Consider the following 13,094-nt stretch of genomic DNA (forward strand, 5'->3'; position numbering starts at 1 on the left):
AAAGTATATCCATTCATGGCAAGGAAAGATTTGAAAAAGCGGGAGGGAAAGAGATGTGTATAGTGTATGGATATTGCAGGGTAAGCCGAGCTAAACAGAAGGTTCAAAGACAGATAGATAATATTAAAGCATATAATCCTGATGCTGTAATTATAGCAGAAGCATTTACGGGAACTAAGATGGATCGTCCAAAATGGAGTAATCTTTATAGAAAAGTAAAGTGCAATGATACTATTATATTTGATGAAGTAAGTCGAATGTCAAGAGACGCAGAAGAAGGATTCAAAGTATATAAAGAATTGTATGAACGTGGAGTAAACCTAATATTTTTGAAAGAATCAACATTAAATACAGAAAATTTCCGAAAAACAACGCAGATTGCAATGACTGATACCGATGTAGATTTGATATTAGAAGGCGTTAATAAATATTTGATGAAACTTGCTGAAAATCAAATCAAATCGGCGTTTGAGACTGCACAGCACGAAGTGGATTTTTTACACAAGCGAACGTCAGAAGGTGTGCAACGTGCAATTGCAGAAGGAAAGAGAGTTGGAATTGAAAAAGGACGAAAGCTCGTAACCAAGAAAAGTATTGAAAAGAAAGAAATCATAAGAAAACATTGTAGGGATTTTGGTGGATCACTTAATGACAATGAGTGCATGGTAATGACGGGGTTGTCAAGAAATACCTATTACAAATACAAAAGGGAATTGAAAGGGCAAGGATAAAACAACCTTGCCTTTTCTATCTCTTATATCGGGGGATATAATTACATTTTTGCAGTGCATCTAGGCGTGAACAATCTGCTACGAGGTCTATCTTAGTCTACTATATAAAATTTTGATCTCGAACAATTTTTATTCTTGAATTGCAGTTACAAGTCCATCTTCCAGATATATGTATTTAGTTTTAGAGGATGAGCGATATACCCATTGCTCTCTGACACCGTATTTGGTTGTGGTTTTATTTATATCGGAAGGATCACCCCAAGTGGAATTTTTTACTTCGGCAGCGGTCATTCCGATTTCGGGATCACGCTTTGGCTCTTCTGTGGTAGTCGCTTTTTCATTGGATTCATTATTTTTAGGCTTAGATTTGTCAAACTGTTCTTGTTTCTCTGTATTCCAAGCTATACCGGCTCCGTTTCTAAGTAATCTGAAGGCATAATCGCTTTTTCCTTGATAATTGGTTATACCGTCTGACACGGGAATAGCTTCACCGAATAGCTCTTCTAATTTATTACTTATATTAGAATACTCATCGCCCTGAATATATTCGTTATCATCAAGAGAAAGAGTAATATTAGTGATTGTTGAATTATCCCATCCGAGGAAAATGGAAACAGTTCCAGTATTGTTATATAAAGAACTTTTTCCAACACCTTGAATAAATGATTTAGAATCCCATTGGGTTAAATCTAGTCCGATTTCAGAAATATTTTGACCAATGTATTTCGTACATTCAATAAAATCATCTGGTAAATCAGGAATGGTGAGTTCTACTTCGGGATCGGCAGTAGGTTCAGAAGATGCAATCATTTCATTTTTACTTTCGGTGGCAGTTGTGTCGGCTGTAGATTCTGAAAAAGTTTCGCTTACAGAAGTAGCAACATCTGTTGGTGTTGAATCTGCATCAGAAGTGCCACATCCAGACAAAGAAATGATTATACAAAATATAAAAAAATAAAGAAAAGATTTTTTGTGCATGTTATTATTTACCTCATTAGTATATACTCGTGTTTGTACGGATTACTTTCTAAGTTATAAGAAAAAAGCGTACATTTTATAAATTATTGTATTTAGATAAATGCAGATCGGTTATAATCGCAAGTTTATCTGAATCATTAGCAAGATATAAGCAATCATTTTCTTTTTGCAGCTTATAATTTCCACCTTTATTCCAATGTAAATATCTATGATGATTCGGACACACAACAATCATGTTTCCTGGACGGTCTAAAGAGCCTTCTTCGTCCACACCTTCGGAATTAGGGATTATGTGATGAACTTCTACATAATATCCGTCTAAGGTTTCTATGTTAAAGTAATTATTTTTTTGACAGAGCTGGCAGCGAAAACCATATTCTTTTTTTAGGCGTGAAATGATTTGCTGATTTCTTGTGTAGTGTTCTTGTGTAACTGTTGCCTTATCACGTTCTTTCTCGTAGATCTGCGATATTTCTTCAAATATGTCTGGCTTTTTAAGTGTATGACGATTTTGCTGGAACTGAAATTCAGGATATTCAAAAGCTCTTACCCATATTTCGTAAGATTTTTTGATTCGATTTATTTTGTCTCTCAGGTTACGAGGGGATAAATCGGGATCTTTTAGCAACAGCTTTGTAGTTAAATCATTATATAAAAAAGATTCTTTATCGTTTACAGAGTGAATTAAATGGAATAAACCACTATCACGGAGTTTATCAGCAGTTAAGGTCTTCTTTTTTCCGCTCTTTTTTTCATATTCGTTGCAAAATTCTTTTATCTTATGTATTACATGTCCAAAACGTAAGGGTTCATTATAAATATTATTTTTTACTGTACCAATTCTTCGACGAATAACATAATCATTATCACAAAGTGGTTCATGGCAGACTTGACCATTACTTTTGGAAAGAATATATTCTGTTTGCTCAGAACAATATTTACATAATTCTAATACTTTGTCGTTAGCAGAATATTTTAAACCTGGATATATTGCACTAAATATAATGTGGTTTTCATAATCAACCATTTCTTTTTTTAATTGTACAATTTCTTCATTTTCTAATCCTAAATAACACAGACGTATGATTAACTCTTTGGATGCCGCAACTGTTTTTTCGGAGCTATCAATTCCCTCGTAAACAATATTGAGCATGTCATCTAATTCATTTCCATTTAATAAATATTTTTCACGGAATATAGTTCTTTTATCTATGTCATAAGAATGAATCCGATCTATATAATTGATGCTAAAAATGGTTTTTCCATTGGAAATACACCAATTTATATATGTCTTTAATAAACTTTTATCAGAAGCAATATCGTTTGTACCTGTTTTCTGGGCAAAAAAATCAATGAGTTCTTCTTTATTAAAGTCACAGATATCCTTTTGATAATAATTCTCTAAGGATTCAGAAGCATTGAAAATTCTTTGCGTTGACCTTTGAGAATTAAAATTTGATATTTCTGATAAATATAGTTCTTTTTGAAATTGATTATACATTTCCCTGTTTTCCCCTACATATTTGTGCTGATAGCTTAGTAATCTATCTTGCCTAAAAAGTGCGTATGTTAGAACAATGGTGCTTATGTCTGTACTATTTAATTCTAATCTGGTGATAAACTTAAGTCAACATGTTAGTCCAAGATCTTTGAACTAAATAATAAATATTAGTATTTATCGGAAAGGAGGTAAGAGGATGACTTTTAATCAATGTGGCTTTCAGGAGCGCATCAGATTATTAAGAAAGCAAAAAGGCTACACACAGCAGCAGTTGGCTGATATATTCCATCTTTCCAAATCGAATATAAATTACTATGAAAAATCGACAAGAGCACCTTCGCCAGATACGTTTATAAAATATGCGGATGAATTTAATGTGACAATAGATTTTTTATTTGGTAGGGAAAAGTCACCAGACAATATGGTTGATGTAAGCGGATTAACAAAGCAGGAAATTTCTATAATTGAAAATATGATTGATACATTGCGGAAAAAGAATAAGTAAATGATTAGAGTCTGTTTGTTCAGGCTCTTTTTTTATGGGAGAAGATATGATTGTAAGACAGGATTACGAAATTATATTAAAAAAAATTACTATTATATAGAAACGAAGGAAAGTAATGCTTGCCCCGATTGTAATGAAAAAATGAAAGTGCGAGATAGCAGGAAAAGAATAATTTTAGATGAATGCGGAGAAAAATATATTTTTAGTTTGAGGAGATTTTAATGTAGTACATGCAAAAGTATTCACTTAGAATTACCAGATTGCATAATTCCACGCAAAAGATATTCAAGAAATGCTATAAACATAGTTGTAAATGAAAAATGCGATTATTATATTATGGATCAAAGCACAATCTATCGTTGGACACACCCGTTCTGCAATGACAAGGAGATAGCAGATTGATATGATATGAACCTGGGAGGTGTCATTGTGAAAAGAAAAAAATCTATCCTTATTATAGTTTGTTTTTTGTTACTACTGCTTTTTGCATTCATTTTTTTCTTTGGTCGGCAAGGAAAAATAGATAATCCTTTATTGCCAATTGATGAATTGGCAGAAAATTGGAAGGGAAATCAAGACTTACCGAGTAACGGGGAAAATAAAGAAATTGAAATTCCTGGATTTAAAACCCTTGTATTTTATGCAAATCAAACAACTCAAAAAGTTAACTTGTACAATCCAGAGAATAATGATTGCTTATTCAAGCTGAAACTTTATGCAGATGATAGCCAAATATGGGAGTCCGGTTACATTAAACCAAATGATGGTTATTATGATATTGAACTAAATGAGCCGTTGAATATTGGAGAATATGCCGGAAAACTCCTGTACCAATGTTACAAAGAGGATGGAACGCAGCTTAATAGCGCAGTAGTAAGTTTTAAATTAACAGTGAAGGAACAATAGCATGAAAAAAGTTTTTACGGCAATACTTTGTATGGGTATGCTAGTGGTAGGATCGACTACAGCATATGCACAGGACATAGGTTCTTTTGGAGATGGAGGATTTGGCGATACAGCAACCTCTACAATGACTTACGATATCGACAGCACATATATAGTATCTATTCCAGCTACTATCAACATGAATCAAGAAAATAAGCTCACATCAAATATGATGGATATAAAATCAAATGAGCTTGTAGAAGTGTATACAGATCCAACAGTTCAAATGACGAATAAAAATAATATGGAAGCAGCACCGATGGATATGGAAATTGTAACGTCTAATACAGATCTTACTTATAACGGAAGTCCTATAGTTGCACAGTTTATGCAAGGAGCTATGGAAAGCAGCATGATATTCTGGGGAAAACGTCCAGATGCGCAGGGATCAGCAGGACATTATGAAGGAACTTGTGAATTCCATATTCGTATTCGAGAGATGAACTAATTATAAATAAATAGCATAATACAAGGGAGGGCGTGCCAGTGTTGGTATGCCCTTTTAATGTTAGGAGCGAAAGGATAGGTATATTGAATGCTATAGCAAGGATTTAGTAGAAAGGTATAGTTATTTATGTTACTATAAAATATATGCTAAAAACGAGAGTTTTGTATTTAAAAGGAAGTGACTAATATGTGGGAAATTAACTGGAAAAAGTTTGAAATAAAGAATCCAAAAGCAACAGAAGCATTTGAAACATTGTGTTATTTTTTGTTTTGCCGTAAATTTAATATTACAGAAGGAATTCGGACAGACTTTAATCAAGTTGGTTTGGAAACAGAGCCGGTGAAAGATTCAAATGGAGAATACTGGGGCTTTCAATCAAAATTTTTTGATAAAAAAATAAATTATAATAATATTGCTTCATCTATAGGGAAGGCATTGGAACACTATTCGGATTTGAAGCATATAATTATTTATTTAAATCAAGAGGCGCAAACATCCTGTAAAAATGCACAAGCTATAGAAAAAAGATGTTTGAAAGCTGGTGTATCTGTGGAATGGTTTTTGCCAGAGAATTTTAAAATCAGTTTAAATAATGTGAAAAATCGAGATTTAGCAGAATTTTATTTTGGTGAGACAGATGCAATACGAGTATTATCTGATAGTAAAGATATAAGACTTAATACATTGTTGCAGTCTAAAGAGTATGTTGAATTAAAATTGCAAAAGCAAACTAAAAGTATAAAAATAAGCGATTACAGCAATGAAATAATGAAGTCAGCATATAAATTGCACCTTTTTTCTGGGGCAGCAGGATCGGGAAAAAGTGTTTGTATGCGAAAATTATTTAATATTTATGGTGGATTTGAATGTGAAAAAGAAGAGGAACAGCAAAAAGTAATAAATGAAACGGGTGCATTATGTATATTTGTTAGCCTTAACAAAACGTCGTTGGACTCACTAGAGAATATTATTTATGCATATAAAAATTTCTATTCACTTAATAATCAATATAATAAATTTATATATTTGCTTGATGGATTAGATGAAGTTCCAAACAGTTCCATAACGGGAACAATATTATTTATCGAGGAACTTCTGGAAAAAGAATCAACCAAAAAGGTTATTATATCTAGCAGATTGTCGAGTAATAATAAGATTGTGTTAAAAACGACATTTTCGGATGTGTCAGAATATACAATTGAAAATCTGGAACAGAAAGAAATTGAGGAATATTTTAAAAATAAGAACGATGAAAAAAAGACAGAGAGATTGAAGGAGTTACATAAAAAAATTCCTCATTTGTACGACAATGTAACCGATATATTGACGCTTGCGATGCTTTGGAAATATATTTTTCAAATAACAGATGCGAATGTTTTTCCCGAACTGATGGAATTAAGTGTGAATGCTACATTAGATGATATTCATCATAGAAAAAATTTAGATACATTAAATTTACCAAATCCAAAAGAAGCAGAAATTATAGAATTAAATAAAAAGTTGGCATTTTATTTGTTTGAGAACGATCAATTTAGCTTTAATCAACAGCAATTGAATAAAGTAATAGGTGAAACATTTCCAAGGTGTGATTATAAATCAGTAAATGAAATTGCTGGATATTTGGCAGATAATTTTTTTGATTCGTCAATTACAGATAACATGCAGACATATGCATATCGTCATAGACGATTTTTGGAGTATTTCACTCTTTTGTCTATTGAAAATAAAATACAGAAGAATATGAATTACTTGCGAGAAAAAAAGATTATAATAAATCAGGATTTATTTGATAATATGTTGATCCCATATTTGCACAGTAAGGCGATAAAAAATCAAGATTTACCCTTATCTTTTGAAGCAGGCTTATTTAATGTGTATATGGGAAATGATAAGGCATGGGGAGTAGAAAAGAATTTTTACTATTGGTCGATTTGGATTGTTTATGCGATTGCTGCATTACCAGATCACATTTTTCAAAATTTAGTAGAAGATAGTAGTCTTCCGATTTCTAATTTCTTTACTTTGATGCCAGAAAAGTTAATCTCTATCGCCAGAGAAAATGATAAACCAAAATACAATTCAGATTTCAACCAATATTATTTGAATTTTGTGCTTCTTATTTCATTACTACATAAGTTCCAAAAGAATGAATGGTTGAATAAAATGCTGGCGAAATATGATGAGTTTAAAGAAATTTGTATGGAAAAAGGAATTCTCTTCAACACTACATCAAATAAAGAAAATAATTTAGTGTGGGAAAGTATTTTTTATATAGAAACCGTTATCTATAGCGAGAGTATAGATAAATATGCAGATTTCTTTATTGAGAATGTCAATGGGGAAATAGATTCAATCATGAAAGAATATGTAGGTACAGAAATACATGCTGCAAGAGGATTCTATTATAATTTATTGCTTTTTCATCCAAAGAAATGTACGGAGATTATTTCACGAATGAGTATGAATCAAATAAGTTTATTCATATTTGCAGCAGTGAAAGCAGAGTGCTTACCTATAATTTATGAAAATTCTGAAATTGAAGAAGCTCTTACTAAAAAATTGAATTGCGTTATAGAAGGATCAGGGTTAGGAACAACATTATGTTTAAGCATGAAAAAAATGCTAGGAGGTACATTATCAGAGATTGAAAAAACGGAAGTGTCTTCTTATTTAAAAGAAAATCCTTTTAGGGAAACTTCCGTCTTTTGGAAGGAATGTTCTGATGCGACTGGATTTATTTTATCAATATTTGATGATCTAATAGATATTGTTCCGATCGATTCGAGTATGAGACAATATATTGAGGCGTATAAGAAATACATGAGTCTGTTGGAAAATAAGATTACAATTTCAGGATTTGTTAGTGCGGTAAGAGATTATTTGAATAGAAAATCGAATGCGATTTATTGTATACGGATTTTATTAGGCAAAGCGTTAGCTGTATGCTCAGACGATGATCTTCTGATCAAAGGAACAATGGATTATTTAAATTATAATATGAAAAACGGTGGATTATATATAGTTTATCATATGATGAAGTTACATAATCTGAACAGATTTAAAAAATTAGCAACTAATTCTGTACTAAAGGTGTTGAATGATCCTGAAAACTATCGGGATATAGGCTACGAAAGCACAAGTGATGTAATGTTTATGTTAGCATTTATTATTTCTGAAATTGATGAGAAAGTTTCCTGTGAAATATTATTGCAAGGAATTTGCAATGGAATGCTACGTATGAATGAAAGAAAAGATACTATTGGAGATTACAAACTATTAGAAGGATTGGAGGAACTTCTTAAAAATAACTGGCTTTCGGAACAACAATTGAAAGAGTATTTAGATCGAATTGTTTTAATTGCAAATAAAATGGATATATATCATATAGATAATGATGTTCATGGACAACTTATAGAAATGCTCTTAAAATATGATTTTGAAATGGCTGAATATTATTATAGAGAAATAGAAGGAAAGATAGGGATTTATAATGAAATCCATTTTCGATTTGCTGAAGGATTGGCATATAGAGGTAGAAAAATAGAAGATATTGAGAATGTTCTCTATAATATGGTAGATTCTTATGACAATTATTTTGGTAAATTAGGAAAAGAAGGAAATGACTACAAAATAAGAATATATCTTTATCTTGCAACGTGTGATTTTTATTCGGAAAATGAAAAAAATGAATGTTTTAAAAAGGTGTGTGAAGAATTAGAACATTTAGAGGAGAAAGGATGGGAGAAAGAACTAGGTTCTGCGGAATATGAAATTTATGTAGATTTGTGTAATAAATATGATATGGAAAATGATGTACACAAGGCTAAAGAATATAGTTTTGATTCTGTAGAAAAAAGAAATGAACTGAACAGCTTGAATGAGATCAAAAAGGTAAAATCCATTGATGAATTAAAAGCGTTTATAGAAAAAATGAATCAAGAAATCAGAGTTGACAATTTAGAAAGCAATCAGATGCTTGTACAAAAATGCATTGATTTAAACGGAAATATAAATGATATTTTGAACCTGATGAAAAAGCAATATTATCCTAGTTCTATAAATGGTTCAGCAAATGGCATGAATTTTTGGATGACGGTTGTGGCAGCATTACAAAATCCGAAAGCAAAAGGAAGTATGATGAGATATCTTCTGGAGCAGGGAGGTGGTCATGATGGCTTTAGTGAACTAATTAAGGTATTTGGAGAAATGAAAAATAAGAACATATGCATAAGAACATTTAATATAATGCTTAATTGTGTGGAATTTTTGCTGTATGATTAAAAGCGATAAAACATTGAAATTTGTATAAAAATTAGCTATAATATCATAGCAAGGTTTATACTATGTAAAGGGCAAACTTCATTATCCTGAAAAAGGTAAAAATGATTAGCGTCCAGCTGAAAAAATTAAACCTTGAGATATGGGAATTTTACTCATATCCCAAGGTTTTTTAATTTTCCCACATAGTAAAAACCCCGAAAACACGGTGATTTTCAAATAAAATATTGATTTTATTTAGTTTCCCGATTGCTGAAATCAGCAAAGGGAGCAGATTTGAGAAAAATGAATAAGGATAATTTGAATTGTCCTTTCGAGGATAGTCAACTTTTTCAAAAACATCACGGAATCCCGGCAGATTTTTACGGATCTGCCGGTTTTTTTTTATCCGATTGTTTCTGTTTCCACACATGAAAAAAAATTTCAAAATCATCTTGTAAAATCATTCCATTTCAACTATAATCCCTCTGATACATAAAAACAGGTAACTTTTGAGTAACTGTAAAGTTACAGAAAGAATAATAAAAAGAATAACAAAAAGCAGCACAAAGTTTATGAACGATCAAATTAAATGGGGGGAAGGAAGATTTCATGAAAACAGACATGACGCAGGGAAAACCGGTAAAAGTGCTCCTGGGATTTACGATCCCGGTATTTATCGGTAATGTATTTCAGCAGTTCTACAATATGGTAGATGCGGTGGTTGTAGGAAAATTTGTAGGAACAAAGGCACTGGCGGCAGTTGGCTCAACAGGAACTATCATCTTTTTGATCATAGGCTTTCTTCTGGGACTTACTGCCGGTTTTACCGTACTGACTGCACAGAAGTACGGTGCGGGAAAAATGGATGAGATGCGTCAGACCGTGGGAAATGCACTGATCCTGACAGCGCTGATCTCGGCAGTGATGACAGCAGTCAGCATGACAGGTATGCATGCACTTCTGAAATTTATGCACACGCCGGATGATATTTTCAAGGATGCATATGCTTACGTTATGATCATCTGCGGAGGGATTTTTGCCCAGGCATTATATAATATCCTGGCCAGTATTCTTCGTGCACTGGGAAACAGTAAGGTACCACTGTATTTTCTGATCTTGTCTGCAATGCTGAATATTGTGCTTGACCTTGTATTTATCATCGTGTTTAAACTGGGAGCACCTGGAGCAGCCTGGGCTACCATTATTTCCCAGGGAGTTTCTGGAGTCTTATGTCTGGTATATATCTGGAAGTTTGTGCCGGAGCTCCGTATGAAAAAAGAAGACTGGTATTTCAGACGTAACCTCGCAGCCAAACAGATCGGTGTGGGAATCCCAATGGGACTGCAGTATTCTATCACGGCGATCGGAACCATGATGGTACAGTCCGCCTTAAATATGCTTGGCTCCTATGCGGTGGCGGCGTTTACAGCAGGAAGTAAGATCGAGCAGATCTTCACCCAGGCATTTGTGGCACAGGGAACTGCCAGCGCTACCTACAATGCACAGAATATCGGAGCCGGAAAGCTTGAGAGAGTGCGGGAAGGTTTTCGAGCTTCGCATTTTATAGGAATTGTATATTCTGTTGTTGTTGGTGGTTTTCTGCTCTTTGCGGGAAAATATTTCGCATATCTGTTTATCTCAGACAACATTGGAGAAGTACTTCCTATGGTAGCAATCTATGTAAAATGTGTGGCATTGTTTTTTATTCCTCTGTATTTTGTCAATGTGCTGCGAAACGGGATCCAGGGAATGGGCTATGGCCTTCTTCCTATGATGGCCGGTGTGGCTGAGCTTGCAGGAAGAGGGATCACCGCTACCATTGCGGCCGGAAAAAGCAGCTATATCGGTACCTGTCTTGCAAGTCCGGTGGCCTGGATCTTTGCGACGGTGCTCCTTTGGGTAATGTACTTCTATGTTATGAAAGATATGGCGCGGAAGCTGTACGGTACAAATAAGTTATAAAAAAAACATGAAATGAGATGCAATTTCTGGAAAGTATGATATAATGAAAAGGCTGGTGAGTAAGACCAGAAAGTATCAATGGAAAGGTGCCTTTTTGAAGGCACATGAACATAGAGGTGGATAAATATGAGCAACGATGAAAAGAGGGATATCGAGGACAGGATCAATGATGCCATGGCAAAGATCGTCAGTGATACTGTAGGAGAGCCTCATCCTGAAAATAAAAAAGACAGATCAGCTGCTCACAAGTCGGCAAGACCTTCGAAATCAGCAAGGCCAAGGAAAATCACCTACGTACCTATCGATGAATCTGAATTTGAACCTATCGTTATACCCGAAAAGAAAAAGCATAAGGCACTGAAGGTGACCGGAATGATCGCTGCCATGGTTTTTGTAGTGGTGGGCTGTGCATATGCAGGATTATCCTATTATTACACCAGTCATTTCTTTGAGGGCACAACGATCAACGGGATTGACAGCTCCAACAGGACTGCATATGAGGTGGAGCAGGAAATCGCAAAAAAAATGGAAGGCTATTCCATCCAGGTAAAGGCCAGAAATCAGGATACGCAGACCATAGAGGGAGCGGATATTGATTATCGTTATATATCCAGTGGTGAAGTTCTGAAGCTTCTGAAAGAGCAGAAGCCCTACGAATGGGTGAAAGGATTTTTTGAAAAGACGACTTACACGGCCAGTGAGCAGACTGCTTTTGACAAGTTAAAGCTGGAGACAGAAGTGAAAGGACTGAATTGTGCCCGGAAAGAGAATCAGGTAGCACCGGAGAACGCGTACGTAAGCTTTAATGATTCCGAATTTACGATCGTGCCGGATACAGAGGGAAGTCAGCTGAAGGTAAAAGAAGCCTATCAGATGATCAGTGATGCTATCAGCAGCGATGAAGGTGAAGTAGATCTTGGCAGTAACCCGGATGCTTATGTGAAGGCAGATGTGACCAGTGACAATGCAGATCTGCAGGCAACGGTGGATGCATATAATAACTTTGCGAGGGCAAGCATCACCTACACATTTGGAGATGAGACAGTAACACTTGATGGAAGCACCATCAAAAACTGGCTGCAGTTTGGCGAAAAGGGGCAGCTGATCCAGGATGATGCATCCTTCAAACAGCATATCGTGGATTATGTGGCACAGCTTGCTGCGGATCATGATACAGTAGGTACAGAGCGTCAGTTCCAGACAACAAGCGGAAGAACTGTTTCGGTTTCCGGTTCTGCATATGGCTGGAAAATCGATCAGGACGGAGAGGTGGCACAGCTTACCCAGGAGATCCAGTCCGGGGCTCAGACGACCAGAGAGCCGGTTTATTCCATGAGAGCCAATTCTTATGGTGTGAATGATCTGGGAAATACCTACATTGAAGTGGACCTTACAGAACAGTATATGTGGTATTATCAGGATGGAAATGTGATCTTTGAATCAGATATCGTATCCGGACTTGCAAGTGATCCGGAGAGAAAAACACCTCCTGGAATCTTCACCTTGTACTATAAGAAGAGCCCGGATGTGCTCCGTGGCACCAAGAAAGCAGACGGAACCTATTCCTATGAACAGCCGGTAACCTACTGGATGCCGTTTAACGGAGGCATTGGATTCCATGATGCAGACTGGCAGCCGTATTTTGGAGGCGACCGGTATCTGACCGGAGGTTCCCACGGCTGTATCAATATGCCACCGGATAAAGCGGGAGAGCTTTACAACATTATCCAGTATAATGTACCGATCGTCTGTTTCTATTGATCG

The 13,094-nt window shown here is 34.9% G+C and carries 9 protein-coding genes and 1 pseudogene; 8 read left to right on the plus strand and 2 right to left on the minus strand.

Translation table 11 applies throughout. The features are described 5' to 3' along the window. Positions 1-53: 53 nt before the first annotated feature. Entirely contained in the window at positions 54-731 is a 678-nt protein-coding gene (locus EYS05_RS11080; protein ID WP_174235846.1) for a recombinase family protein, read from the plus strand. 129 nt (positions 732-860) lie between these two features. Here EYS05_RS11080 and EYS05_RS11085 read toward each other — a convergent pair whose 3' ends face one another. After that, complete coding sequence (locus tag EYS05_RS11085) at positions 861-1,709, minus strand: hypothetical protein (protein ID WP_138277176.1); 849 nt, start codon at positions 1,707-1,709, stop codon at positions 861-863. Positions 1,710-1,785: 76 nt separating this feature from the next. Continuing rightward, positions 1,786-3,210, minus strand: coding sequence for an HNH endonuclease (locus EYS05_RS11090; protein WP_138277177.1), 1,425 nt, complete (start codon positions 3,208-3,210; stop codon positions 1,786-1,788). 196 nt (positions 3,211-3,406) lie between these two features. Between EYS05_RS11090 and EYS05_RS11095 the strand changes: the two genes are divergently transcribed. The 7 genes and pseudogenes from EYS05_RS11095 (at position 3,407) to EYS05_RS11120 (ending at position 13,091) form a co-directional block, all read left to right on the plus strand. After that, a complete protein-coding gene (locus EYS05_RS11095; RefSeq protein WP_138277178.1) occupies positions 3,407-3,715 on the plus strand; it encodes a helix-turn-helix domain-containing protein in 309 nt (102 codons plus the stop codon). A gap of 141 nt (positions 3,716-3,856) precedes the next feature. Next, a pseudogene (locus EYS05_RS18210) lies at positions 3,857-4,117 on the plus strand (DUF6431 domain-containing protein). Positions 4,118-4,144: 27 nt separating this feature from the next. Continuing rightward, entirely contained in the window at positions 4,145-4,621 is a 477-nt protein-coding gene (locus EYS05_RS11100; protein WP_138277179.1) for a tRNA (uracil-5-)-methyltransferase, read from the plus strand. Between the two features lies 1 nt (position 4,622). Then, positions 4,623-5,108: a hypothetical protein gene (locus EYS05_RS11105; RefSeq protein WP_138277180.1), complete on the plus strand. Its 486-nt coding sequence runs from the start codon at positions 4,623-4,625 to the stop codon at positions 5,106-5,108. A 186-nt stretch (positions 5,109-5,294) separates the two neighbouring features. Then, a complete protein-coding gene (locus EYS05_RS11110) occupies positions 5,295-9,389 on the plus strand; it encodes an NACHT domain-containing protein (RefSeq protein WP_138277181.1) in 4,095 nt (1,364 codons plus the stop codon). 588 nt (positions 9,390-9,977) lie between these two features. Further along, complete coding sequence (locus EYS05_RS11115) at positions 9,978-11,330, plus strand: MATE family efflux transporter (protein WP_138277182.1); 1,353 nt, start codon at positions 9,978-9,980, stop codon at positions 11,328-11,330. Between the two features lie 126 nt (positions 11,331-11,456). Further along, complete coding sequence (locus EYS05_RS11120) at positions 11,457-13,091, plus strand: L,D-transpeptidase family protein (RefSeq protein ID WP_243119085.1); 1,635 nt, start codon at positions 11,457-11,459, stop codon at positions 13,089-13,091. Positions 13,092-13,094 lie beyond the last annotated feature (3 nt).

Source organism: Blautia sp. SC05B48, from assembly GCF_005848555.1.
Taxonomy (GTDB): domain Bacteria; phylum Bacillota; class Clostridia; order Lachnospirales; family Lachnospiraceae; genus Blautia_A.